A 25,438-nucleotide genomic window follows, 5' to 3' on the forward strand; every position below is an offset into this window, starting at 1 on the left:
AGCCTTTTGCCATATACGCAAAACCCGATACAAGCCACGATAATGTACGCAGCAATATACAATACATTTAGATAACTGACTGCAATTTGCAGTATCTCAGTCACAACCCAAACTGCGATTCCCGCGACAGGAATTGAGCACCCAAGAACCAAAAAAATCAGAGTCAAATAGTAGCGAAGGCTTTCAGTTTTCATACGTTAACTTCCTTTTAAAATGCTCTATAGAGCTGGTTAAGTTCTGTGTGTGTCAGATACCGTGTCGCTCCGTACCACTTTCCTGGATTCTGACTGTGTCACAGGTTTCAGTTCACCGTAACCCGGATCCGCTCTGACGTTTCTAAACGACACCCGATATCGCCCTCAGAGCACGCATAGAACAAGACGCCGCCGCCAGAGGCTTGACTTTACCTGTCCATGCGCGTCCCAAATGATATTTCCAATGATCAGATTCACCCAAGGCAACCTTCTTGAAGCCAAAACCGAAGCCCTCGTTAACACGGTGAACACCGTGGGCGTGATGGGCAAAGGTATCGCGTTGATGTTCAAAGAACGCTTTGCGCAGAATTACCGTCTGTATGCAGCAGCGTGCAAAGCCGGTGAGGTAGAAACCGGCAAGATGCACATGACGGCCACCAATGAGCTTGATGGCCCACGCTGGATCGTGAACTTCCCTACCAAGCGCCACTGGCGCTCTCCGTCGCAAATGGCGTGGATAACCGAGGGTTTGCATGATCTGCGTCGTTTCTTGATTGAGAACGATGTGAAGTCTGTCGCTGTTCCGCCGCTAGGTGCGGGTAATGGTGGACTGAAGTGGCCCGAGGTTCGAGAGCAAATAGTGATGGTGTTGCGCCAACCGTTCCGGCTTTACGCGAAGCGCTGATGAAATGGGAGGGTGGCTCCAGCGCTGCGGCGCGAAAAAACAAGCTATTTGACGATCAAGCTTTGAGGATTGTGCTTGAACGCCTGACCTTCAGCAGCTTCAGTCCAAACATGGCGGCCTGAAGCAGCCGCAAAATAGGGCCATTGGTGATGCGCAATTGCCCTGCTGTCTGTCTCAATCGCTAAGGCATCCTCTCGTTCACATAGCGAAACTTGCCAAACCCAACCCCCACAGTGCTAAATCCCGCCTTATAACCACCCTCTGTTTTTACCCGCATCCCCGTCCGGTCGGATTCCGGTATTGAGCCTCACGGGAATCCATGGAATGGCCCTGCATATCCCGACCCTACTGGTCGTCGCGGTCTTCGTCTTTTCTTTGATGGGGTTGTTGACCCTGCACGCCTGGTATCGTGAATCCCGCGAACGGCCATTAGCTTACCTTGCCAGCATGATGCTATTCGCCGCGCTGGGGGTGGTGCTGATCAGTTGGCGTGATCGCGGCGTCGATTTCATTCCGATCCTGTTTGGTAATGTGGCTTTGCTACTCAGTGCAGCATTGGGCTGGACAGCGATGCGCACGCTGGTCGGTCGCAAGCCTTTCGTTCCGGGGATTCTCGCCGGGTCGGTCATCTGGTTGTTGCTGTGTCTGATTCCGCCGTTTTATCAAACGATGTCGTATCGAGTGCTGGCTTATTCGCTACTGGCGTTCGGGTATTGTGTGATCACCACGCTGGAGTTCTGGCGCAGCCGTCACACGCTGGATGTCGCGTTCATACCGGCATTGGTGTTGAACGTGCTGCATACGGTTTTCTATGCCGTACGCAGCCTTATGGATGAGGGTTTGCCGGTCACCAAGGCTTTGCTGGGCAGCGGCGAAGGCGTACCGTTTTTCTCGTTCATGCTGTTCGAGTCGATGCTGTATGTGATCGGCATCGCTTACGTGACGCTGGCGATGGTCAAGGAACGCGCCGAACTCAAGCTCAAGGCTGCGGCGTTCAGCGATCCGCTGACCGGCATCGGCAACCGTCGGGCGTTCATGTTGCACGCGGGGCGATTGCTATCCGACAGCAAGCAACACACGGAACCAGCGGCGTTGCTGCTTTGCGATCTGGATAACTTCAAGCGTCTGAATGACACCTATGGTCATCCCGTTGGGGATCAGGCGTTGATTGCGTTCGGCCGGATCGTGGTCGAGAGCCTGCGCAAGGAAGATGTTTGCGGGCGGATCGGTGGTGAGGAGTTTGCTTGCTTGCTCAACGATTGCGATGAGCAGACTGCATTGGAGATTGCCGAGCGGATCCGCCGCTCATTCTCCCAACTGTCGATTCTTGAGCCGGGCCTGCTCAGCGTCAGCATCGGCGTGGTGACCACTCGCGAATCCGGCTATGACTTGTCGCGCCTGCTCTCGGAAGCGGATCAGGCGCTATACGGCGCCAAGGATCAGGGACGCAATCGTGTACAGACGCTGCGCTCGCTGTACCTCAGCCTCACGGATAACTAAACGACTTCACCAACGTCAACTCCCCCACCGCCCGCATCGGCACGACAAACGTCTCCATCTTCTCGCTCGGCGTGCCTTCCTCGGTAATCACCGTCACCTGCGCCGTCGTCAGCGGCTGCACCGCCTCTTCGCCGCCCTCGTCATCCCCGCGATAACCGCCGCCGAAGTAGTTCACATACACCAGATACTGGCCCTTGATCGGCGCCGGCATGGCGAAGATTTCCGGGCCATAACCGGTGGTGACGTCGACGTCGAGCGCTGCACCGTTGGGGGCGACGCGGTCGCCGTACCAGATGTGCGCGCCGTCGGGGGTGATCAGGTGCAGGTCGAGGTCGGTGCCGTCGCTGTCCCACGACAGCAGCACGCGCAGCTTGGCCGGGGTGGCGCCGCCGCTGGCGTTGAGGAACTGGGTGCGGTGGCGTTGCTGGCCGTCGGGGCTGCGCACTTCGACGCTGTTGCTGCCGTTGGGGAAGGAGAACGGGCGGTCGAAGCGGCCGCTGTCGTCGATTTTCAGCGGCATGCTGACGCCGTTGACGATCAGTCGGCCGGGATCTTTGCTTTTGGGGGTGGCTTTGATTTCGCCGCTGATGCGCGCGGTGTTGGCCTGGCCGACCGGGGTGTTCACCGAGGAGGCCGGGTAGTTGACGGTCTGGCGGAAGTTTTCGCCTTCGCCCTCAGGCGCGCCGGTGCGCCAGCCGCCGACCGGGGTGTCGAGTTTGACGCTGTCAGCGGCCATTGCCATCGGCAACGCATTGAACGCGCAGAGCAACAGCAAGACCTGTGGATAACGGAGTGTCATGGTCTATTCCAGCAAGAGGTGACGGGCAAGCCCTTCGATGTAAGTTTCATCCTGGCCGTTGGGATGTGCTTCAAAAGCCAGGTGCAGATATTCGTGAGTCAGGTCGAGGCGATCCTGCAGCGTCAGCACGCCGCGCACGTAGATTCGCTGACGCTCGCGGTCGACAAACGGGCGGCCGAAAGCCAGTTTGCACACGGCGAAGGTACTGACTTCGTTGTAGCCGGTTTCGCTTTCCAGCGTCGGACGCCAGCCGCGACGCTGCTTTTGCAGCCAGTCCTGGGCGGCCGGCAGCGCTTCGCAGGAGGCGACCGGGTTGTCCCAACGGCTGAGGCTGGCGCGCGGATAGGCGTGCAGCAGAATCGCGTCGTAACGCTGGCCGGCGTTGGCCTGTTCGACGGCTTGTTGCCAGGCGAGTTTGTCCGGGCCTGGTTGGTCGGAATGATAGGTGACGGTGCTGCCGGCCAGCACCAGATCCGCTGTCCACGCCGCGATGTTGCGCGACTCGGCGGAAGCCGGGCGTGGGGCGACGCGCTGACGGTTGCTGCTGTCGTCGATGCTCAGGCAATCGCCGTTGCGCGTGGCGTTTTGCAGCAGATAGGTGCGGATCGCCACAGCCAGTGCCTTGGCTGCTTCGGCGGGTTCGGGTCTGGCTTCGCGCTCAAGGACACGGGCGACGTATTCCTCACGGTCAAGCCGTGCGACGAGTTTGTCGTTGAGCAGAAACAGTTCGCCGGCGCTGTGGATATCCAGCGCGTTACCGTTGGCGAATTCGACGCGGTAGTCGCCCTGCAAAGGCCCGGCGCCGGCAACGCGCTCACCCGACAGGACTCGCGAAACCGGATAACGCGAGAACAGTCCGACCTCGACACAACGCCCTGCGTCAGCCGGCCAGGAAGAAGGCAACACCGTCGCCAACGCCTGCCCGTAATGGCGCAAAACCATCTGACTGGTGCCACGCCCACCGGCCCAGATCGGCGAACCGTCCGCCGTCCAGCCGGCAAAACCACCCTGGCGCGATAGCGGATCCTGATCACCGAGCCAGCTCCAGGTCTTCACCCGCAAACGCCCACCCAGTTCACCGACGACGTTGCCGTCCGCCGCGTTCAGCACGACGTCGAGCAACACGCGGCGCATCTGATCCTGCGCCGGCAGCAAAGCCAAAACGCCCAATAACTCAGCCACCGAAACCCTTGTTGCCGGTTGCACGGTTGGCAAATCCAGCAACCACGACGGCGCCTGCCGCGCCTGCCAATACGTGCGCCAATCGGCAGAAGCAATGCCCAACCGTGACGGATCAAAGTACAACCCGCAGGATTTCACCAACGCCTGATCACGCTCGATCTTGCCGCCCGCCGAGCAGCAATAAACCTCTTCCTTGGACTGCCCGCGACATTCATAAGCCGGCTCACGCGCATCGGTATCGACCAGCCACGCGTACACGAACAATTTCCACAGGCTGCCCAGCGGCGTATCCAGCGTCGACGGCAAGGGCTCGCGAGCGATCAGTTGCGTGTGATTCAACGACAGCAGCTCGCCCTTGTACGCCAGCCGCAGTGGCTCATCCTGCGCCGTCGCCAGCGCAGGAATCACACACATCAGCAGCCACAGCAGCGGCCGGTTCATGTCAGTTGACCGTGACCTGGCCGAGGGCGGCTTTCGCTTCCTGGGCCTGATGCTGCGGCGCGTACACCTGCGTGAAACGCACCGGCGGCAGGTTGAACTGGCCCTTCTGCGAGAAACGCACCAGATGGCGCAGACGCAATTCGCCGCTCAGTGCATCCACCGGCACCGCGTAGGCCAGTTGCCCCGGCTCGAAGCGCGCCTTCTCCAGCGCGGTCGGTTCGGTGCCGTCCTTGCCCTGCAACTTGATGCCCCAGGTGGTGCGCTCGACATCGGCGCCCGGTGGCAGCGGCACTTCGAGCATGCCGTAGCGCAGCGGTTTTGGCGCCTTGCTGGTGAGGATCACTTCGTCCAGGTACAGGCTGTCGCTGGACAGCGGCCTGGTGCCGACCGGCTCCAGTTTGAAGGTGAACGCTTCATCGCCCGGCACCAGTCGCGACAGGCGACGGGTGATGGTCACGGCCATTGGATCGACCGCCGGTTGCTGGGTCTGGAAGCTCAGCGCCGCACGCAGCGGACGCTCCTGAGTACCGGACACCGACAACACGCTCGGCACCGGCGTCGCGCCCTGCCACGTCCAGAACATCTCACCGGTTGCGCCGTAGTTTTTCTTCCAGCCTTCACCCGGCATCAGCGCGATGGTCGGCGAGGCCTGAGCGATGCTGCGTTGCAGCCAGCTCAGCGCCAGTGCGCGTTCGAGAGTCGATTGTTGTGGCAGCAGACGTTGCAGCAATGCGCTCGCGCGGGCCTGATCGAACGCTTGCAGCGACAGGTTCAGCGCCTCGGCAAACGGCTGCGAACTGACCGCCAGACGCTGTTGCGCCGCGCCGACCTGACGATTGAACGCCTCCGGCAACGCCACTTTCGACTGGGTGGCCAACGATGCGGTCAACACCCGCGCCGCCGCCAGACCGAGCGCCGAATCCGGGTCGCTCATCACCAGGCTGTCTTCGCCGTCGTCCATCAAGGTCTCGGCGTTGCCTTCACCGGCCTTGGCCAGATCGTCCATCAAGCCGCTGAGCAAAGTGTTCACTGGCAGGTGCATCTGCTTGGCGAACGACAGGATCAGCGCCCGCTGCAGCAACGGCGTGTTCGGCGCTTGCTTGGCGTAGACCTCCAGCACTCGCTGCCAGTGCTCTGGCGGCAGGGTCAGTTCCAGCACCTGGCTGGCGTTCCAGTCGGCGTAATAGGCGTAAGCGGTAAGGAAGGCATCCGGCTCACCGTCGAAGCCCCACCAGGTGAAGCTCGCCGACGGCCCGGCCATTTGCACCAGACGCAAGCGGCTGTTCTGCATGATCAGACGCAGGCGATCGCGGATCTGCGGGTTCGACGCCAGCGACGGATAAGCGATGCTCAGCGGCAGCAAACGGCTGGCAGTCTGCTCGACGCCGCCGTACGGGTAGCTCAGCAGATCATCGAGGGCCGAACGGAACAGCGCTTGCGGACTGTCATCCAGACGCAGGCGAATGTCGGTGGCGTCCGCCGGCAGGCTCAACGGTGTGTCGCCGCTAGCCACATCGAGGCTCTGGGTTTGCGTCACTTGCCAGCCGTCACCGGTCGCGCTCAGGCGTACGGCTAGGGCGTCAGCGGTTTTGCCGTCCTGCACCAGTTCGGCAGTCCACTCACCCGAGGCCAGGGCGAACGCGGGCAGCGGCACGTAATTGATGCCGTTGTTCAGGGTCACCGGCAGGCGCTGTTCGGCGCCCGCGTAATGCGTAACCAGTTCCGCCTTGACCGGTTTCTCGGCCTGGCTGAAAGCGAACACGCCGAGTTGCGGCTGATCGCCCTTGCGGAATTTGCTTGGCCCGCTCCACTTCAGGTACAGCGGTTTTTCCGAACGCACGAACTGCTTCTTCTGCCCGACCTGACCGTCATCGGCGATGGCCCGTGCGGTGATGCGCCAGCGGGTCAGCGAGTCCGGCATCTTGAAGGTGAAGCGGGTTTTGCCGTCGGCACCTGTGAGCAGTTCCGGCTGCCATGCCGCGGTATCGACGTCTTCGCGACGCGGACGCTCCAGCACTTTCACCCCACGCTCGCTGCGGTTGGCCTTGCCCGGTGCACCGGGGCTGCCCGGCAACGCCACGTCGTAACTGATGAACGACAGGCTGGCGCTGGTGCGCACGTTGTTGCGACGCGGGTGGTAGAAGAACTGGTCGATGGTCGGCGCGACTTCCGGTTGCAGCGCGTAGACCATTTCATCGACCACGCTGACGGTCAGGTGCGCCGGCACCGCTTTGCCGGCGAACTGGGTAGTCAGGTCGACGGTGACGGTATCGCCCGGTTGATACACCGCTTTGTCGGTGCTGATCGCCACGTCGATTTGCGGCGCAACCACCTTGATCCCGGCGTTCTGGAAGCTGTACTGACCACCCTTGGTGTACAGCACCGAGAAGGTCAGGTTCGGCGCGAAGTTGTCCTTCACCGGAATGCGTGCGCGGTATTGGGTGTCGCTGAGTTTTTCCAGTTTCAGCCAGTCGCCGCCCTTGCCCAGCAGCGCGGTGGCTTCGACCTTGTCGCGCTCCAGCGACAGCAGTGCATCGCTGACCGGCTCAGGGAACGTGATCAGCGCCAGCGCTTCATCGCCGGCCTTGTACTCGGGCTTGTCGAGGACGATTTCCACGGTGCCCGGCACCGCTTTGACGCCCTCACCGGTGACCGAATGGCCGGTGGCGCCGAGGACGCGACCGTGTTGATCTTTCAGCGTCAGGTTGTAAGTACCGGGACGTTCGAAGGCAATGCTGAAGCCCTTGTCCGTCGCCGCAAGTTTGCCTTCGCCCGTGCTCTGGTCTTCCAGACGCACCCAACTGTAGCTGCTCGGGGTGACCGCTTTGCTCTGCTCGCTGCCTCCCTCGTTGGCATAGCTGAACGCGACTTTATCGTTGACCGCGCTGAAGCGTTGCGGCGCGCTCAAACGGAAGCTGGCGGCGCCACGGTCGATGAGGATTTCCTTGGTGGTCTTGACCCGATACGCCGCGCCGTCGCTGGCGAACACGGTGAGCATGTAACGGCTCGGCTTGTCGGCGGCCGGCAGGTCGAGGGTCGCGTTACCTTTGCTGTCGGTGGTCAGTTCGGTGCTGGTCAGCTCCACCGGGAATTGCCCGAGGTATTGCAGTTCGTTATCGACCATCGACAGTTGCTGGGCGCGCAGGCTCAGGGTCAACTTGGCGTTGGCCACCGGTTTGCCGTCCGGGTAGAGCAGCACCAGACTGCCCTTTACCGGTTCACCGGTGCGGTAATCCTGCTTGGCCAGATTCAGCGAAATCTCGAAGTGCGGCTTGATGTACTCGGCCACGCGGAAGGCACTGCTGTAGGCCTGATCCTTGTAGTTGAAACGGATCTCGTAACCACCGGCCACGGCGTTGTCCGGCAACTGGAAACGGCCCTGAGTACCGGCCTTCGAATCGAGTTTCAGGTCGAGGTGTTGCAGCTCGGTGCCGGTGGCGTCGAGTACGCTGACCGTGACATCCGCCGCGCCTGGCAATACCGAATCCCGCGCGTTCTTGAACTCACGGCCAACGATTTTCAGCGACACCCAATCACCCGGGCGATACAGCGGTCGATCAGTGAACGCATAGAGCTTGGTGTCGTAGATTTCGCTGTCGTAATAGAAGTTTTCGGAGACGAACACCCCGCCCTCTTCGTCCTCACCGATCACGAACGAACGCTCGGGACTGACGTGTTTCAGACGCAGCAAACCATCGGCATCGGTAGCACCGCTGCTCATCACGCCGAGGCCGTCGGTCCATAGCACATTGACCTTCGGCACCGAACTGCCTTCGTGTTTGCGCGCCGCCCACACCAGCAGTTCATCACCGGCAATCTTGCTCACCGCCACGGTATTGGAGACGAAAACCATGGTGGTCGCGCGGTACTTGCCGATCAGCGCTTCGACCAGGTACAGGCCCGGTTTCAGGTTGCCCAACGGGATGTACACGTTACCCGGTGCAACGCTGACGAACTCACTGGAAGAGCCGGCCAGATTGACCCCGGCCGGCGGCTGGATCGGCTTGGCCTGCCACAACGGATAGCGGAACTGGCTGACCACCGGCAGACCCGGAATCAGCGCGAATTGCGGCTGTGCGTCGTACGGGGTCGGCGCGGCGATGGCGGTGCCCATCTTCAGTTCCGGCACTTCCTCGGTGACCTGCTTGCGTGACTCATAGGAGAACGCGCGCTGCATCACCCGCCGCGATTTGCGGTACCAGTTGTCCCACAGGTACGCGAGGGTGTTGGACAGCCCTTCGCCCTTGAATTGGCCGTCGCTGACCACGCGGTGCAGGTTCTTCTGACGCTTGAGGAAATCCAGCGGCTTGTCGATGCGGTACACGCGAATGTCGGCGCCGCCGTAAGGCTCCATGCGGAAACGACGATAGTCGCGGCCCGGTGCTTCGAGGCGCACCATCGCCTGTTCGTCGGCAGCGAAACTGCTGTCGGCGAGCAGGAAGAAGCTTTCACCGGCGACCGGCGTGTAGCCGCTCGGCTCCACCGAATCTTCAGCGTTGACGGTTGCCAATGGCAGCAACAGCGCCAGCAGCAGGGGAATTCGAGCGCAGAGTCGCAGCATGCGGGCACCGGTCATTGGGAGAGAAAGTTCAGTCGATAGACGCCGATGAAGTTGGGGTTGGCTGCGTCGGGTATCCATCGGGTGTCCTTCCATGTCATGAGTTGCTGCAGGCTTGCCGAACGCATGCCGTTGTCAGTGGGGGTGGTCGTGCCGGTGTGATAGGCGATGTAGCGGCCCACCCAGATCATCAGGTGCTGGTCGTCGCCCTGATCGAAAAACATCAGGTCGCCGGGGCGTGCCTGGGACACGTCGCGGCTGACCAGATGGCTGTTGAACTGAATCAGTTTGATCGCGTTGACGTATGGCCCGACCTTGCCGCCGCCCTGCTGCCATTGCTGGGCGAGCTTGCGCTGCTCATCGCTCAGCGACAGTTCCGGCGGCAGGTAGCGATTGGACAGACCATTGCTGCGCAGCCACTTGTCGTCGTGGACTTTCAGCGCTTCGTTGGCGGCAAAACGCACCAGCCCGGCGCAGTCCTGCTGATACCAGCGCGGGCTCGGCCCCTGGCTCAATTGCTCCTGAGCGATACGCACGAACCAGGCGCGGAATACCTGGGACTGCGCCGGATCAAGTGCTGGCGCTTCAACGGCTCGAGCACCCGCACTGAGCAGCAGCGCGAGCAGGCCGAGGCTGCGGATCAGTGCCGTCACAGCGCTTTCCATTCCAGCGGCAGCCATTGCCAGTGCCCGTCGGGCTCGCTGCCTTGCGGCAGGGTCAGCGCGTATTTGCCGTAGCCACCGAGGGTGCGCAGTTTCGGGATCAGGTAAGTCTGTGCCGCGTTGTAGAACACCGGCTCCATGTCCTGCGGCAGGCTGTCGAGGGTTTCCTGCTGCATCAGTTGCGCCATCGAATCCGGGCCGAAATAGATCGGCATCAGCACGTCTTTGGGCAACACGTCAGCCATCGGCGGGAAGCGTTTGTCGAGGGTGCCAAGGGCCTTGTCGACCAGTTTGTCGTCGAGGGAAAACAACAGCGTCGAACCATGACGCGCGAGGCTGACTTTCATGAAGGCGCGGCCGCTGATCGCGTCCGGGTTCTCGGCCGTCTTCGCCGCGTACGGGCCGAAGTTGGAGCTGACCTGACGCTGCCAGACGTGGCTCTGGCCTTGCTGTTTCTCGACCACCGGAAACGCGTGTTCGTCGACATTCGACTCGTAGGCGCCAACCATCGAACCGAACAACGTGCCCAGGTCACCGTCGAGTTTGCTGCTGTCCTCGTCCTTCAGGCTGGCAACCAGCAACGGTGTGTACAACCGCGAGTCGGCGTACCAGCACAGACCCGCCGCACCGGCGACGTGCTCGGTGAGTTTCTGCGCCACCGCTTCGTCGGCGCCGAGTTTCACCAGCAGCGGTTTCTGCGGTTCGGCCGCCACCGGCAAGGTCACGCAGGCACTGGCACCCAGCGGCATGGCTTGCCACACCGGTTTGAAATCGAAGTCCGGCTGGTTATCCAGCTCGTCCATGGCAAGGAAGCTGTGCCAGCCCTTGTCGTCCATGTCGAAGCGCAGCCCGGCGAAGTTCGGGATGAAGCGTTGATAGCCCATGGCGAGGACGCTGGAATTGACCGACAGACGCTGCTTGATCTCCGGCGCCTTGGCCGGCAAGCCGAAGGCCTCGGGGAACAGTTTGTCGCCGTTGAGCAGGGCCGCCAGCGCTTGTGGCGAGACGTGCCCCGACTCCTCGGATTCACCGGTGGCCGGGTCGTAGTACTTGTTCGGATTGGACAGCACCACCAGTTTGTCGCCGCGCGAAGCGAACAGCAGCGATTTGCTGGCGTTGTAGCTGAGCTGGTACAGCGGCACCTCGTCACTGCCGACCTTGAGGCTGCCGAAGACGCTGAGCTGCGAATCGTCCAGCGCCACTTTCGCCAGTGGTTCAAGCAGCTTCGCCAACCCGCCGCGATCCATCACCAGCAGGAAATCCTTGAGCCGGCCATCGGCACCGCGCCACAGCGCGACATCGGCCGGCTGATCGAAAAGCTGCTCGATCAGGCTGTCCTGCAGCTTCAGGTCATGCTCGTAGATGATCCGCCGCAGGCTGCCGATCAGCCCCAGGCGGTCGGCGTGGGTTTCGTAATAGAAGACGAAATCTTCGGTGAGCGTGGCCTTGAGGAACGGCACCGTCAGCAGGTCTTTGGGCAACTGGCTCAAGGAGCGGGTTTCCAGCAGCGCGTCCGGACGGCTCAGGCCGAGCTTGTCGCTGGCAAGTGCCGCCGCCGGCAGCTTGGGTTTGTGCAGCAGCCAGCCAAGACCACCGGCTACCCCGCCCACCAGGACCAGGCCGATCAGCAGCGCCGGCCAGCGCCGGGAAGGTTGGCCGGCAGGTGTCGGGACGGCCGGAGAAGCAGCGTTATCACTCATGTTCACAAAACCCGAAGTTCATCCGTGGTGCGGGATGCTTAATAGTTGAAAGTCTTGACCAGCAGCAGATCACCGATCGCCCGCAGGGGCACGATGAATGTTTCGCGTTTTTCGTCGACCGTGTTTTCGTTGAGCACCAGCGTGATTTGCGAGGTGATGACCTCGTTCTGATTGCTGGCCTCCTCGAAGTTATAGCCGCCGTCACCGAAGTTGCCCCAATAGTTGACGTAAACCAGATAGGTGCCATGCAGCGGCGCGGTCATGGTGAACATTTCCGGGCCGGGGCCATCGACGCCATCCGGGTCCAGACCGCCGCCGTTGGTCAGCGCCGTGTGGGCGAAGAACGCGTGTTGGCCGTCGGGGGTAATGATGTGCAGGTCGAGCTCGGCCTTGGGGTCGTCCCAGCCGAGCACCACACGGATCTTCGCCGGCGTGCGCAGGTTATTCGCTTCGTAAAACTGCACGCGCTTGAGCGACTGGCCCGCGGCGCTGCGCACCTCGACACTGTTGGAGCCGGCGCCGAACGCATACGGCCGGGCGAAACGCCCGTCATCGTCGGTGTACAGATTCAATGGATTGCCGTTGACCGCCAGCGTGTGCGGCCCGCGCTGATTGCCAATGGCCTTGAGCTGGCCCTGGATCATCGTGCGATTGCGCTGGATACCGCGATCGATCGGCGGCGTGGGGTAAGCGACCTGCGGGTTTTCACTGCGATCAAGCAGGCCGTGGTAACGCCAGCCGCCCGCCGGTTCCGACAGTTCAGCGCTCGGCGCCGCCGAGAGCGCAGGCGCGCAAGCCAGGCCGATCAGCAGCAAAAGAAATGAACGCATGTAATGCCTCCTGCCATGCCTGGACGAAACCTTGCACCCGATCCTCGGTACTTCACAGCGGTGAAAACTGCGTTTCGTCTGAAAGACCCGTGACTACCGGGTCGTAGAAGGCGCGAAGATTAGCGATTCGGCAGTTTTTTAACAATCGGATACATCTTGAAATGCGGTGGGAATCACGCACATTTACGAGGCGTGAGTCGAATAGCGGACTTATTCGGCTCACAAAATGAGCCGAATAACTTTCACCACGTCCAAAACCCGTTTCCCATCCGCCCGCGATGGCCGTGAAACCGCCGCTCATTTGCCCATACCCCCCCTATCTGCTAGTGTCGCGCCGGTTTAACGTCAACCGGAAATCGCCGCCATGGCCCGCAAAAAAGCTGCACTGGATTTCGAACAGTCCCTCGCCGACCTGCAAACACTGGTCGAGCGTCTGGAGAACGGAGAATTGTCGCTGGAAGACTCGCTGACCGCTTTCGAGCAGGGCATCGGCCTGACCCGTGACTGCCAGGCAGCGCTGGCCCAGGCCGAGCAGAAGGTGCAAGTGCTGCTGGAGCGCGATGGCGAACTTGCCGAGGAACCCTTCGACGCGGAACAGCCAGAATGATTGCAGCGTATTCGGCGACCAGCCAGGCGCGGGTCAATGCGGCACTGGAAATTCTCTTCAAGGCACCGCTGCCAGAGCTGTCGCGTCTGTATGAGGCGATGCACTACAGCGTGATGATCGGTGGCAAACGCGTGCGTCCGCTGCTGGCCTACGCCGCCTGCGAAGCGCTCGGCGGCAAGGTCGAGCAAGCCAACGGCGCGGCCTGCGCGGTGGAGTTGATCCACGCCTATTCGCTGGTGCACGACGATTTGCCGGCGATGGACGACGACGATCTGCGTCGCGGCCAGCCCACCACTCATAAAAAATTCGACGAAGCCTGCGCGATCCTCGCCGGTGACGGTTTGCAGAGCCTGGCGTTCAGCGCCCTGCTTGACCCACGCCTGAGCACCCTCGACGCCGACATCCGCCTGCAACAGGTCACGGCGCTGGCGCACGCGGCAGGCCCGGCGGGCATGGTCGGCGGGCAGGCCATCGACCTCGGTTCGGTCGGCCTGAAGCTCGATCAGCAAGCACTGGAATTGATGCACCGGCACAAGACCGGCGCGCTGATCGAAGTCAGCGTCCAGCTTGGCGCCTTGGCCAGTGGTCGTGCCGAAAAGGACGAACTCAAGGCCCTGCAGACTTATGCACAGGCCATTGGCTTGGCTTTCCAGGTCCAGGACGACATTCTCGACGTCGAAAGCGATACCGAAACCCTCGGCAAACGCCAGGGCGCCGACATCGCCCGCGACAAGCCGACCTACCCGGCCCTGCTGGGTCTGGACGCGGCCAAGGCCTACGCTCTGGAACTGCGCGATCAGGCGCTGCACGCACTGCGACCGTTTGACGCGGCGGCAGAGCCTTTGCGCGACCTGGCCCGGTATATCGTCGAGCGGCGTAACTGAACGCCAACCTGCCAAAAAAGACCAACGCGTGGGCAGGGGGCGATGCATCAGGTAAACTGCCGCATCTTTTATACCTATAACGATTCGCCTGATGCCCACGACGTTTCATGAGATTCCCCGCAAGCGCCCGACCACGCCCCTGCTCGACCGCGCGAACACGCCGGACGGCCTGCGCCGGTTAGGCGAAGCCGAGCTGGAAACCCTGGCCGATGAGTTGCGCCTGGAATTGCTCTATACGGTCGGTCAGACCGGTGGGCATTTCGGTGCCGGCCTGGGCGTCATCGAGCTGACCATCGCGTTGCATTACGTCTTCGACACCCCGGATGACCGGCTGGTGTGGGACGTCGGTCATCAGGCGTATCCGCACAAGATCCTCACCGGTCGCCGCCAGCGCATGGAAACCCTGCGCCAGAAGGACGGCATTGCCGCCTTCCCGCGTCGCGCCGAGAGCGAATACGACACCTTTGGCGTCGGCCACTCCAGCACCTCGATCAGTGCAGCGCTGGGCATGGCGATTGCCGCCCGCCTGCAAAACAGCGATCGCAAGGCGATTGCCGTGATCGGTGACGGCGCGCTGACCGCCGGCATGGCTTTCGAGGCGCTGAACCACGCGCCGGAAGTCGACGCCAACATGCTGGTGATCCTCAACGACAACGACATGTCGATCTCGCGCAACGTCGGCGGCCTGTCGAACTATCTGGCGAAGATCCTTTCCAGCCGCACTTACGCAAGCATGCGCGAGGGCAGCAAGAAAGTCCTGTCGCGCCTGCCCGGCGCCTGGGAAATCGCCCGTCGCACTGAAGAATACGCCAAGGGCATGCTGGTGCCCGGCACCCTGTTCGAAGAGCTGGGCTGGAACTACATCGGCCCGATCGACGGCCACGACCTGCCGACCCTGATCGCCACGTTGCGCAACATGCGCGATCTGAAAGGCCCGCAGTTCCTGCACATCGTCACCAAGAAAGGCAAAGGCTTCGCCCCGGCGGAAGTCGACCCGATCGGTTATCACGCGATCACCAAGCTCGAACCGGTCGACGCCCCGGCCGCTGCGCCGAAAAAGGCCGGCGGGCCGAAGTATTCGGCAGTGTTTGGCGAATGGCTGTGCGACATGGCAGCGGCTGACCCACGCCTGGTCGGGATCACCCCGGCGATGAAGGAAGGCTCGGACCTGGTGGCGTTCAGCGAGCGCTTCCCGCTGCGCTACTTCGACGTGGCGATTGCCGAACAGCACGCCGTGACGTTCGCTGCCGGTATGGCCTGCGAAGGTGCCAAACCGGTGGTGGCGATCTACTCGACGTTCCTGCAACGCGGCTACGACCAACTGGTGCACGACGTCGCGGTGCAGAACCTCGACGTGCTGTTCGCCATCGACCGCGCCGGGCTGGTGGGCGAAGACGGCCCGACCCACGCCGGCAGTTTCGATCTGTCGTACCTGCGCTGCATCCCGGGCATGGTCATCATGACCCCGAGCGACGAAAACGAACTGCGCAAGATGCTCACCACCGGCCATCTGTACAACGGCCCCGCGGCGGTGCGTTACCCACGCGGCACCGGCCCGAACGCGAGCATCGACAAAGATCTGGAGCCGATCGAAATCGGCAAGGGCATCGTCCGTCGTCAGGGCCGCAACGTCGCCTTGCTGGTGTTCGGCGTGCAACTGACCGAAGCGCTGAAAGTCGCCGAGAAGCTCGACGCCACTGTGGTCGACATGCGCTTCGTCAAACCGCTCGATGAACAACTGGTGCGCGAGATTGCCGCTAGCCACGAGCTGCTGGTGACCATCGAAGAAAACGCGATCATGGGCGGCGCCGGTGGGGCGGTCAGCGAATTTCTCGCACGCGAGAACATCCTCAAGTCGATGCTGCACCTGGGCTTGCCGGATGTTTACGTCGAACACGCAAAACCGGCGCAGATGCTGGCCGAATGCGGGCTGGACGAGGCCGGAATCGAGGCCTCGATTCGCGAGCGCCTGGAACTGCTCAACAAGTAACACGCAATACCCATGTGGGAGCGGGCTTGCTCGCGAATGCGGACTGTCAATCAACTCAGTGTTGACTGGTTCACCGCCTTCGCGAGCAAGCCCGCTCCCACATTTGATTTGTGTACATCAGAAATACCCAATGGATCACCGATGAACCTCTCGCGCCTCGCCCTGCCCTTGCTCCTGCTGCCAGCCACCAGCGCCCTCGCCGACACCTTCGAACGCGACGAAGCCCTGAAGCTGCCGGACACGCTGATCAGCGCCAACCGCCAGGTTGAAGCGCGCAACGACAGCAGCGCTGCCAACACCGTGTTCACCCGCGAAGACATCGATCGCCTGCAGCCGAGCAGCGTTACCGACCTGCTGCAACGGGTGCCGGGCGTGCAAGTGGCGCAGACCGGCGGACGCGGCAGTCTGCCGGGAATCTACATTCGCGGCACGCAGTCGGCGCAGAGCCTGGTGCTGGTCGATGGGCAGCGCATTGGCAGTTCGACCTCCGGCGACAGCAACCTGCAGCACCTGAACATCGATCAGATCGAGCGCGTCGAAGTGCTGCGCGGTTCGCGCTCGGTGATTTACGGCAGCGATGCGATTGGCGGGGTGATTCAGATCTTCACCCGGCGCGGCAACGGCCAAGGCCTGCAGCCGCGCCTGCACGTCGGTTTCGGCAGCCATCAGACCTGGGAGCGCAGCCTCGGCCTGTCAGGGGGCGATGACAAAACCCGCTTCAACCTTGGCGCCAGCCTCGATGACACCGCCGGTCTCAATCGCACTCACGAGTCCTACCCCAGCGACAGCGATCATGACGCCTACCGCAACAAATCCATCAGCCTGAGCCTCAGCCATGCGCTGACCGATGACATTGAAGTCGGCGCCAATCTGCTGGATAACCGTGGCAAGAGCGAGTTCGACAATCCGTTCGGCCGCTTCGACACGAGCACCTTCGAATCGGTGCAGCAGCAGCCCTACAGCGACTTCAACGTCAGCAGTGTCAGCAGCTACGTCGATGCGCGGGTCAACGAAACCTGGAAAACCCGCGTCGAGTTCGGCCACACCGAGAACCGCGAGAAGACCCTCGACAAGCTCAGCGACGAGCGCACGGTGTTCAATACCTACCGCGACTCGCTGACCTGGCAGAACGACCTGGCCCTGGATGCGCGCAACAGCCTGATCCTTGGCGGCGACTGGTACGAAGACCGGATCAACAGCAGCACCGCGTTCAACGAGGACAGCCGCTGGAACCGCGCCGTCTTCATCCAGCATCGCTATCAGGCCGACAGCTTCTCGACTGAACTGGGCCTGCGTCACGATGACAACCAGCAGTTCGGCAGCCAGAACACCTGGAGCGGCACCTTTACCCTGCCGCTGAACCCGGACAACGACCTGTTGCTCAGCTACAGCGAAGGTTTCCGTGCACCGACCTTCAACGACCTGTACTACCCGGACTTCAGCAACCCTGGCCTGAAACCGGAAACCTCGAAAAGCTACGAGCTGCAATGGCGCAGCCAATTGAGCGATAGCAGCCGTCTGGAAGCGTCGATTTACCGTACTGACCTGCAAGACGCGATCATCTTCGGCAGCAACTCACGCCCGGAGAACGTTGCCTCGGCGCGGATCAATGGTTTTGAAGCGGCGCTGAAACAGGAACTGTTTGGCTGGCAGAGCAACCTCGGCGTGACGATCATCGACCCGCGCGATCGCGATACCGGGCACACCCTGGCGCGTCGTGCACGGCGTACCGCGAGTTGGGATCTGGATCGCCAGTTCGACCGGTTGGGACTGGGCGCCAGTTGGCAACTGGTCAGCGGCAGCTACGACGACCTGAACAACACCCAGTCGCTGGGTGGCTACGGCACAATCGGGTTGCGCAGCAGCTGGGCGCTGAACCGTGAGATCAAACTGGATCTGAAGCTGGATAACCTGCTGGACAAGGGTTACAGCCGCGCGTTGTACAGCTATGGAGGCAGCCAATATGGCTATCGCGAGGAAGGTCGGGCGTGGGTGTTTGGGGTGACCTGGACACCGGAGCTCTGATCCAGAATTCACGCTGCTTTGACTGGCCTCTTCGCGAGCAAGCCCGCTCCCACAGTAGATCGGGGCCTGCCCTGAAACTCTGGCAAAACACAGATCCCATGTGGGAGCGGGCTTGCTCGCGAACAATTCACCTCGGTCTCAGCGGTCTGGCGCGATCGAATGGCAGAGCTTGGCGGTGGCCTCGATCATCTGCCCGCTCGGGCGCTCCAGGCCTTTGTCGCTGACCAACAGCAACTGCCCATGCGCCACCGCAGCCACCTGCGGCCAGGCCTTCCATGCATCAAGCTGGGCCTGATCAGTGGCCAGAATCACCTCGGGATTGCGCTGCAATACCGCCTCGATACTGACCTGCGGTGCCGGTAAGCTCAGGTCCGCGAATACATTGCGCGCGCCGCACACCTCAAGCGCATCGCTGATGATCTGCCCGCCGCCGACGGTGTACAACGGCTTGTCCCAGACTTGATAGAACACTTTCAGCGGCGTATCCCGGCGATAGCGCTGACGCAAATCGTCGAGTTTTCTGCGCAGCTCCGACGCCAGTGTCACCCCCTGCTCAGGTCGCCCCAGTCGAGCGGCAATGGCCTCGATCTGCGCCGACAGCTGTTCAAGATCATGCGGTTCGGCAACGTAAGTCGCAATGTTCAGGCGCTTGAGTTGATCGCGTTGCGCCGGGCCGACACTGCCGGGCCACAGCAGCAATAAATCAGGTTTGAGACTGAGCAGGCGCTCAATGTCCAACTGGCCGTAGCGCCCCACTGACGGTAGATCCTTGAGCGCAACAGGACGCTCACCAGCGTCGAGCACGCCGACCAGCAAATCAGCCGAATCCAGTTCAACAACGATTTCAGAGAGAGAGGGGGCGAGGCTGACCACCCGCAGGCTCCCCAGCACCGGGCCGGCGCAGGCCAGCAGCAGAACCGCCAGCCACAGACGACGCATCAGCCGAGTTGACGCGGGATGCGATAGAGGTAGAACAGCACGGCAGTGGACAACGCCAGCAGCATCAATGGCACCGCTTCGAGGCCGACGAATACCGCCAAGGCGCCGATCCACGCCGGCAGCGCTGCCGCCAGAAACGCGGTGCGGCGGCGTGCCGCGAGGGTAATCCAGGCCGACGGTTCGCCAGGCGTATCGAGGGCTTTCTGGGTGGCGATCAATGCATGTTTGTAGCCACCGAAAAATTTCAGGCTGACAAACATCGAGGCCACACCGGCGATGAACATCGGCATGGTCAGCACCGGCAGCAACGCCTCATATTGGCCGAACAGTGCATTGAGCACGAACAACGGCACCAGCGCCAGCGCCAGATATTTCCACCAGTCGACCGCCAGACGGCGTCGCACCTGCCCGCGGGTCACGCCCGGTCTACCTCGCCCTGGTGCTCGTTACCCATCATGTGGTCGAGCTTGCTGGCCTTGGTCGCCAGGTACAGTTTGTTGTGCGGGTTGTGGCCGGTGTGCAGCGGTACGCGCTCGGCGACGACGATGTTCATGTCGGTCAGGGCTTTGACCTTGCGCGGGTTGTTGGTCATCAGGCGCAAGGACTTCACGCCCAGATGCTCAAGCATCGGCAGGCACATGGCGTAGTCGCGCTGGTCGGCGGCAAAGCCCAGACGCTCGTTGGCTTCAACGGTGTCGGCACCGCCATCCTGCAACTCGTAGGCGCGGATCTTGTTCAACAGACCGATACCACGCCCTTCCTGGCGCAGGTACAGCAGCACACCCCGGCCTTCACGGGCGATGGCCTTGAGCGCCGCTTCGAGTTGCGAGCCGCAGTCGCAGCGCTGGCTGAACAGGGCGTCACCGGTCAGGCACTCGGAGTGCAACCGACCGAGGACCGGGGCACCGTCGTCAATTTCACCCAGGCTCAGCACGACGTGCTCGCGGCCGGTGGCTTCATCGAGAAAACCGTGCATGGTGAATTGCGCAAAAGGCGTTGGCAGCTTGGAAGCGGCGACAAAAACGACAGGCACCGGTGTGCTCCTGATCTAAAAAGTCTGAAGATTCGCAGGCCGGCATTGTAACAGCAGGTGCCTGCAGACGCTTAGGCTGAATTATCGGGCATAACGATCAAAAAGTTTGATAACACCCGGCCAGTGCAGATCCCCGTGGGAGCGAGCCTGCTCGCGAAGGCGTCGGCAGATTCAATCTCTGTGTTGCCTGACCCAGCGCTTTCGCGAGCAGGCGCGCTCCCACAGGGGGGGGGGCAGTGCTGGACACAAGACCTGCGCTCAGTTCGCGTCGAACGGATACGGCTGCTGCCACTTCTCGAACACCGGTTTCAGTTCGCCGCTCTTCACCAACTGCTCCATGCGCTTGTCGAACAGCGCCATCAACGTGCGAGCCTGCGGCGTGTCGGCGAAGCACAGGTACAACGGCAACTCGGCGATGTGGGTCTTGCGAAACTGCGTCGGATCCTTGGCCCGGCCGACCACGTAATCGATTTCGGTCTGCGCATCGATGTAATAGTCGGCGCGGTTGTGGGTGAGCATCGACAGGATCCCGGTACGCCGGATGACCTCATTGTAGTTGCGCACATTGGGCAGGTATTTCTGATAGTCATAACCACGAACCCAGGCCAGCCGATAGCTGCCGAGGGTGTCCTGGCTCGGCGGCGGATTGCTCGCCAGGCCCAGGGCGTAGATGTGATCGGTATCAAAATTCCAGCGCGGATACAGCAGATCACTGGCCTCGTCATGATAGGAGCCGACGCAGGCGTCGACTTCACCGCGCTCGGCCAGACCGACCGAGCGGGTATACGGTTCGCTGCGAATGTCGAGCTTCACCCCGGCCGGTTCGAACACCTTGCGCAGCACGTCCCAGCCCAGGCCATGACCGTCGGCGGCGGTGTAATCTTCCCATTCTTCACTGGCCAGGTGGATGACCGCAGGCGTCGGCGCAGCTTCCTGCGCACTGGCAACAGTGCCCAGCAAGATCAGAAACACCAGCGCCAGCCAGCGTCGAGCCATCCCTACTCTCCTCACTTAACCCTGACGATCCGGATCAGGCGAAAATCCACACCAGTCCCTGCATTGCCAGCCAGGCGAACACGCCGGCCAGCACGTCATCGAGCATGATGCCGACGCCACCGTGGACATGCCGGTCGATCCAGCGGATCGGCCATGGCTTGAGAATGTCGAAGAAACGGAACATCAGGAAACCGGCAAGCAACCAGTACCAGCCTTCCGGCACCAGCCACAGGGTGATCCACATCCCGACCATCTCGTCCCAGACGATGCCTTCGTGGTCGTGTACCCGCAGATCGTCGGCGACCTTGCCGCACAGCCAGAAGCCGAACAGCATGGTGATCCCGAGCATCAGCCAGTAACCCCAGTCGGGCAGCATCTGCCACAACGGGATAAAGGGTAGCGCAACTAACGAGCCCCACGTGCCCGGCGCTTTCGGCAAGGTGCCGGAACCGAAGCCGAACGCGAGAAAATGCCAGGGATTGCGCCAGACCGACGGCGGAACGAATTCGGCCGGAACCTGTTTCGGGTGATCTGTCACGGTGTCTCCTGAAAATGTTGATAACCCCGGATTTGCGGGGTGATGTCGTGTCCTTCGCGATCCAGCAGCACCACACCCTGGCCCTGCGCCACCCGCCCGATCACATGAATCGGCCAGCCATCGGCCAGCAACGCCGACAACTCGACGGACGGCAGGGTGAAGGCCAGTACGTAGTCATCGCCGCCGCTCAACGCCGCCCGTTCCGCGCCGCGCTGACCAAGAAACGCCACTAAGGCGTTCGACAACGGGACGCGCTCACGTTCAACCTCAAGCCGCACTTGCGAGGCCAGGGCGATATGCCCGCAGTCGGCGAGCAGGCCATCGGAAATGTCGAGGGCTGAAGTGGCCTTGCCGCGCAACGCCTGACCGAGCGCCAGTTGTGGCTGCGGTGACCAGTAATGACTGAGCAGCGGCTCGGCTATCTCAGCATCCGCTTCACGCTGACCGAGTACCAGTGGCAAGGCACCAGCGGCATTGCCCAACTCACCGCCGACACACAGCAGATCCCCCGGTTGCGCACCGCTGCGGGTCAAGGCCTGGCCGGACGGAACGCGACCGAACACCGTGACCGTCAGGCTCAACGGCCCACGCGTGGTGTCGCCGCCGACCAGTGCCACGCCGCAGCTCTGCGCCATGCGGTTCAAACCGCGGGCATAGGCTTGCAGCCAATCGGCAGTCACCGTCGGTACAGTCAGGGCAAGGGTAAAGGCAACGGGCGTGGCGCCCATGGCGGCCAGATCGCTGACCGCGACGGCCAGCGAGCGCTGACCGAGCAGAAACGGATCGCAGGGATCGGCGAAATGCACGCCGGCCACCAGCGTATCGGTGGAAATCGCCAGCTGTTCCCCGGGGGGAACCGCCAGCAAGGCGCAGTCGTCACCGATCCCCAGTGCAACGCCCTCGCCGCCCTGCGCACAAGGCGCGGCGGCGAAGAAGTTGCGGATCAGCTCAAACTCGCCCATTGCGATATCAAGCGCTGATCAGCGCTTGAACGCCTTGACTTCAGCTTCACGCAGGCGCGGAGCCAGCTTGTCGAGTACGCCGTTGACGAACTTGTGGCCGTCGGTCGAACCGAAGACTTTCGCCAGCTCGATACCTTCGTTGATCACAACGCGATACGGCACGTCGACGCGCTTGAGCAGCTCCCAGGTGGACAGGCGCAGAACCGCCAGTTCAACCGGGTCCAGCTCTTCGATTTCGATGTCCAGGCAAGGCTTGAGCGCGGTGTCGATTTCGCTCTTGAACTGCGGAACCCCGTGCAGGATTTCGCGAAAGTAAGCGCCATCGACATCGGTGAAATCGTTATCGACCCGGAACTGCGCTTCGATCTCGTTCAGCGACTGCTTGGCCATGTGCCATTGATACAGGGCCTGCGTCGCGAGCTGACGGGCTTCGCGGCGCTTGACGCTCTTCGATGGCTTGCCGGCGGCCGCAGGTTTTGGATCGCGCGGGTTGAAACGATCGCTATCGTCGCTAATCACTTGGCCTCCAACTGCGCCAGCAGGCTGACCATTTCCAGAGCGGACAGGGCAGCTTCAGCACCTTTGTTGCCGGCCTTGGTGCCGGAACGTTCGATGGCTTGCTCGATGGAATCAACGGTCAGGACGCCGAAAGCGACCGGTACGCCGAACTCCATGGACACCTGGGCCAGGCCCTTGGTGCACTCGCCTGCCACGTATTCGAAGTGCGGAGTGCCACCACGAATGACCGCGCCGAGGGCGATGATGGCTGCGAACTCGCCTTTCTGGGCGACTTTCTGCGCAACCAGCGGGATTTCGAAGGCGCCAGGTGCGCGGATGATGGTGATGTCGCTTTCGCTCACGCCGTGGCGAACCAGGGCATCCACTGCACCGCTGACCAGGCTTTCAACTACGAAGCTGTTGAAGCGGCCCACTACCAGAGCGTAGCGGCCTTTAGGGGCGATGAAGGTACCTTCGATGGTCTTCAGGGTCATTCGTCAGATCTCTTAAAGAGCCGGGACGCGTCTGTTTCGCGTCCCTCAGTGATTTATTTGCCGCGAATTCGGGGCCGGAAACAACCGGTCATTATTCGGAGGGCACGTATTCTACAACTTCCAGATCGAAACCGGATATCGCATTAAATTTCATCGGTGCCGACATCAGGCGCATTTTGCGCACACCGAGGTCACGCAGGATCTGCGAACCGGCACCGACGATGCTGTAGGTGGTCGGTTTTTTCACCGCCGCCTGATCACCGGTTTCGCGGATGTGCGCCAGCAACACGTCACCGTCCAGCGGGTGACCGAGCAACAGCACCACGCCGCTGCCGGCCTCGGCGACCGCGGCCATCGCGGCGCGCAGGCTCCAGCGGCCCGGTTGCTTGACCATCAGCAGGTCGCGCAGCGGGTCCATGTTGTGCACGCGAACCAGGGTCGGCTCTTCGGCGCAAACGGTGCCCAGAGTGAGGGCCATGTGCACGTCGCCTTCCACCGAATCACGATAGGTCACCAGGTTGAATTGGCCCAGTTCGCTGTCCAGTGGCTGCTCGGCAATCCGCTGAACGGTACGTTCGTGGATCATCCGGTAGTGAATCAGGTCGGCGATGGTGCCGATCTTGATGTTGTGCTCGGCGGCGAAGGCTTCCAGTTCAGCGCGACGGGACATGGTGCCGTCGTCGTTCATCACTTCGCAGATTACGCCGCTCGGCTCGAAACCGGCCATGCGCGCCAGGTCGCAAGCCGCTTCGGTATGACCGGCACGGGCCAGGGTGCCACCGGCCTGGGCCATCAGCGGGAAGATGTGGCCCGGGCTGACGATGTCTTCAGCTTTCGCGTCTTTCGCGGCAGCCGCTTGCACGGTGCGCGCACGATCGGCGGCGGAGATACCGGTGGTCACGCCTTCGGCGGCTTCGATCGACACGGTGAACTTGGTGCCGAAACCGGAGCCGTTGCGCGGCGCCATCAGCGGCAGCTTCAACAGTTCGCAGCGCTCACGGCTCATCGGCATGCAGATCAGGCCACGAGCGTGCTTGGCCATGAAGTTGATGTGCTCGGCCTTGCAGCATTCGGCGGCCATGATCAGGTCGCCTTCGTTCTCGCGGTCTTCGTCATCCATGAGGATGACCATCTTGCCTTGGCGGATGTCTTCAACCAGTTCTTCGATGCTATTGAGCGCCACAAGGCACCCCCCTTCTTTCGAATTTAGAGCTTCAGGATTTGAGGTAGCCGTTTTGGGCCAGAAAGCTTTCAGTGATGCCACCGGACGTTGGCTCTGCAGCCTTGTCGCCCAACAGCAGGCGCTCCAGATAACGCGCCAGCAAGTCGACTTCCAGGTTCACCCGGCGACCTGGCTTGTAGGACGCCATGATGGTTTCGCTCAAGGTGTGCGGAATGATCGTCAGCATGAATTCGGCGCCATCGACCGCGTTCACGGTGAGGCTGGTGCCGTCGACAGTGATCGAGCCTTTATGGGCGATGTACTTGGCCAGCTCCTTCGGCGCGCGAATGCGAAATTCCACGGCGCGGGCGTTGTCGCTGCGCGAGACGATTTCGCCGACACCGTCGACGTGACCGCTGACCAGGTGCCCGCCGAGACGGGTGGTCGGGGTCAGGGCTTTTTCCAGATTGACCGGACTGCCGCTTTTCAGGTCATTCATGGCAGTGCAGTCGAGGGTTTCACGACTGACATCGGCGGCGAAACCGTCGCCCGGCAGCTCAACCGCCGTCAGGCACACGCCGTTGACCGCGATGCTGTCGCCGAGTTTGACGTCGCTCAGGTCGAGCTTGCCGGTTGCGACGTGCACCCGCACATCACCGCCCTTGGGGGTCAGTGCACGGATACTGCCGATGGATTCGATGATGCCGGTAAACATGGGGTTCTCCTTGAGAACGAAGCCAGCGCTAAGGCGATGGCCGG

21 protein-coding genes, 1 tRNA gene and 2 pseudogenes are annotated in these 25,438 nt (G+C 61.9%); 8 read left to right on the forward strand and 16 right to left on the reverse strand.

The genetic code is table 11. The features are described from left to right. Nucleotides 1–349: 349 nt before the first annotated feature. The 3 genes and pseudogenes from AC1UK9_RS24885 to AC1UK9_RS24895 form a co-directional block, all read left to right on the forward strand. A pseudogene (locus AC1UK9_RS24885) lies at nt 350–430 on the forward strand (type II toxin-antitoxin system toxin DNA ADP-ribosyl transferase DarT); the annotation flags it as partial. An 8-nt stretch (nt 431–438) separates the two neighbouring features. Continuing rightward, a pseudogene (locus AC1UK9_RS24890) lies at nt 439–846 on the forward strand (macro domain-containing protein); the annotation flags it as partial. A gap of 357 nt (nt 847–1,203) precedes the next feature. Further along, nucleotides 1,204–2,379: a GGDEF domain-containing protein gene (locus AC1UK9_RS24895; RefSeq protein WP_482578685.1), complete on the forward strand. Its 1,176-nt coding sequence runs from the start codon at nt 1,204–1,206 to the stop codon at nt 2,377–2,379. Here the strand turns inward: AC1UK9_RS24895 and AC1UK9_RS24900 are convergent. Genes AC1UK9_RS24900 through AC1UK9_RS24920 form a run of 5 tightly spaced genes read right to left on the reverse strand, consistent with a single transcriptional unit; the run spans nt 2,366 to nt 11,163 of the window. Next, complete coding sequence (locus tag AC1UK9_RS24900; RefSeq protein WP_473013692.1) at nt 2,366–3,178, reverse strand: YfaP family protein; 813 nt, start codon at nt 3,176–3,178, stop codon at nt 2,366–2,368. The genes AC1UK9_RS24895 and AC1UK9_RS24900 overlap by 14 nt on opposite strands. Before the next feature lie 3 nt (nt 3,179–3,181). After that, nucleotides 3,182–4,801 carry a DUF2300 domain-containing protein gene (locus tag AC1UK9_RS24905; protein WP_473013693.1) on the reverse strand — a complete coding sequence of 540 codons (1,620 nt, stop codon included), beginning with the start codon at nt 4,799–4,801 and terminating at the stop codon, nt 3,182–3,184. Between the two features lies 1 nt (nt 4,802). Beyond that, on the reverse strand, nt 4,803–9,377 hold the full coding sequence (locus AC1UK9_RS24910) for an alpha-2-macroglobulin family protein (RefSeq protein WP_482578686.1): 4,575 nt from the start codon (nt 9,375–9,377) through the stop codon (nt 4,803–4,805). Beyond that, complete coding sequence (locus tag AC1UK9_RS24915) at nt 9,374–10,024, reverse strand: DUF1175 domain-containing protein (RefSeq protein WP_482580526.1); 651 nt, start codon at nt 10,022–10,024, stop codon at nt 9,374–9,376. The genes AC1UK9_RS24910 and AC1UK9_RS24915 overlap by 4 nt, the downstream gene beginning before the upstream one ends. Next, a complete protein-coding gene (locus AC1UK9_RS24920; RefSeq protein WP_473013695.1) occupies nt 10,009–11,163 on the reverse strand; it encodes a DUF2138 family protein in 1,155 nt (384 codons plus the stop codon). The genes AC1UK9_RS24915 and AC1UK9_RS24920 overlap by 16 nt, the downstream gene beginning before the upstream one ends. On the opposite strand from AC1UK9_RS24920, the gene AC1UK9_RS24925 reads away from it, so the two are divergent. Beyond that, a tRNA-OTHER gene (locus AC1UK9_RS24925) sits at nt 11,134–11,222 on the forward strand. The two genes, AC1UK9_RS24920 and AC1UK9_RS24925, sit on opposite strands and share 30 nt — an antisense overlap. Nucleotides 11,223–11,759: 537 nt before the next feature. Here the strand turns inward: AC1UK9_RS24925 and AC1UK9_RS24930 are convergent. Further along, complete coding sequence (locus AC1UK9_RS24930) at nt 11,760–12,551, reverse strand: YfaP family protein (RefSeq protein WP_025108662.1); 792 nt, start codon at nt 12,549–12,551, stop codon at nt 11,760–11,762. 364 nt (nt 12,552–12,915) lie between these two features. Between AC1UK9_RS24930 and AC1UK9_RS24935 the strand changes: the two genes are divergently transcribed. The 4 genes from AC1UK9_RS24935 to AC1UK9_RS24950 all read left to right on the forward strand — a co-directional run bounded on the left by AC1UK9_RS24935 (nt 12,916) and on the right by AC1UK9_RS24950 (nt 18,057). Then, the gene (locus tag AC1UK9_RS24935) at nt 12,916–13,158 is read left to right on the forward strand and encodes an exodeoxyribonuclease VII small subunit (RefSeq protein WP_003228627.1); all 243 of its coding nucleotides are present in this window, start codon (nt 12,916–12,918) and stop codon (nt 13,156–13,158) included. Then, complete coding sequence (gene ispA / locus AC1UK9_RS24940; protein WP_473013696.1) at nt 13,155–14,042, forward strand: (2E,6E)-farnesyl diphosphate synthase; 888 nt, start codon at nt 13,155–13,157, stop codon at nt 14,040–14,042. Before AC1UK9_RS24935 ends, ispA begins: the two co-directional genes overlap by 4 nt. A 91-nt stretch (nt 14,043–14,133) precedes the next feature. After that, nucleotides 14,134–16,032: a 1-deoxy-D-xylulose-5-phosphate synthase gene (gene dxs / locus AC1UK9_RS24945; protein WP_473013697.1), complete on the forward strand. Its 1,899-nt coding sequence runs from the start codon at nt 14,134–14,136 to the stop codon at nt 16,030–16,032. A gap of 141 nt (nt 16,033–16,173) precedes the next feature. Continuing rightward, on the forward strand, nt 16,174–18,057 hold the full coding sequence (locus AC1UK9_RS24950) for a TonB-dependent receptor domain-containing protein (RefSeq protein WP_482578687.1): 1,884 nt from the start codon (nt 16,174–16,176) through the stop codon (nt 18,055–18,057). A gap of 138 nt (nt 18,058–18,195) precedes the next feature. Here the strand turns inward: AC1UK9_RS24950 and AC1UK9_RS24955 are convergent, their stop codons facing one another. The 10 genes from AC1UK9_RS24955 to AC1UK9_RS25000 form a co-directional block, all read right to left on the reverse strand. Further along, nucleotides 18,196–18,996: a cobalamin-binding protein gene (locus AC1UK9_RS24955; protein ID WP_482578688.1), complete on the reverse strand. Its 801-nt coding sequence runs from the start codon at nt 18,994–18,996 to the stop codon at nt 18,196–18,198. Continuing rightward, nucleotides 18,996–19,415 carry an MFS transporter gene (locus tag AC1UK9_RS24960; protein WP_482578689.1) on the reverse strand — a complete coding sequence of 140 codons (420 nt, stop codon included), beginning with the start codon at nt 19,413–19,415 and terminating at the stop codon, nt 18,996–18,998. The genes AC1UK9_RS24955 and AC1UK9_RS24960 overlap by 1 nt, the downstream gene beginning before the upstream one ends. After that, nucleotides 19,412–20,029, reverse strand: a complete 618-nt coding sequence (gene ribA, locus AC1UK9_RS24965) for a GTP cyclohydrolase II (protein WP_007968177.1) — start codon at nt 20,027–20,029, stop codon at nt 19,412–19,414. Before ribA ends, AC1UK9_RS24960 begins: the two co-directional genes overlap by 4 nt. A 258-nt stretch (nt 20,030–20,287) precedes the next feature. Further along, a complete protein-coding gene (locus tag AC1UK9_RS24970) occupies nt 20,288–21,025 on the reverse strand; it encodes an ABC transporter substrate-binding protein (protein ID WP_473013701.1) in 738 nt (245 codons plus the stop codon). 34 nt (nt 21,026–21,059) lie between these two features. Then, nucleotides 21,060–21,563 (reverse strand): phosphatidylglycerophosphatase A family protein, encoded by a 504-nt coding sequence (locus AC1UK9_RS24975; RefSeq protein ID WP_003228639.1) that lies wholly within the window; start codon nt 21,561–21,563, stop codon nt 21,060–21,062. Beyond that, entirely contained in the window at nt 21,560–22,525 is a 966-nt protein-coding gene (gene thiL, locus AC1UK9_RS24980) for a thiamine-phosphate kinase (protein WP_473013702.1), read from the reverse strand. Before thiL ends, AC1UK9_RS24975 begins: the two co-directional genes overlap by 4 nt. An 18-nt stretch (nt 22,526–22,543) precedes the next feature. Further along, the gene (nusB, locus tag AC1UK9_RS24985) at nt 22,544–23,044 is read right to left on the reverse strand and encodes a transcription antitermination factor NusB (protein WP_025109537.1); all 501 of its coding nucleotides are present in this window, start codon (nt 23,042–23,044) and stop codon (nt 22,544–22,546) included. Further along, complete coding sequence (ribH, locus tag AC1UK9_RS24990; RefSeq protein WP_003228649.1) at nt 23,041–23,517, reverse strand: 6,7-dimethyl-8-ribityllumazine synthase; 477 nt, start codon at nt 23,515–23,517, stop codon at nt 23,041–23,043. Before ribH ends, nusB begins: the two co-directional genes overlap by 4 nt. Nucleotides 23,518–23,608: 91 nt before the next feature. After that, complete coding sequence (gene ribBA / locus AC1UK9_RS24995) at nt 23,609–24,700, reverse strand: bifunctional 3,4-dihydroxy-2-butanone-4-phosphate synthase/GTP cyclohydrolase II (RefSeq protein ID WP_025109536.1); 1,092 nt, start codon at nt 24,698–24,700, stop codon at nt 23,609–23,611. Between the two features lie 31 nt (nt 24,701–24,731). Then, on the reverse strand, nt 24,732–25,394 hold the full coding sequence (locus tag AC1UK9_RS25000; protein ID WP_473013703.1) for a riboflavin synthase: 663 nt from the start codon (nt 25,392–25,394) through the stop codon (nt 24,732–24,734). Nucleotides 25,395–25,438: the final 44 nt, after the last annotated feature.

Source organism: Pseudomonas sp. AK-TSAG1-1, assembly GCF_056821665.1.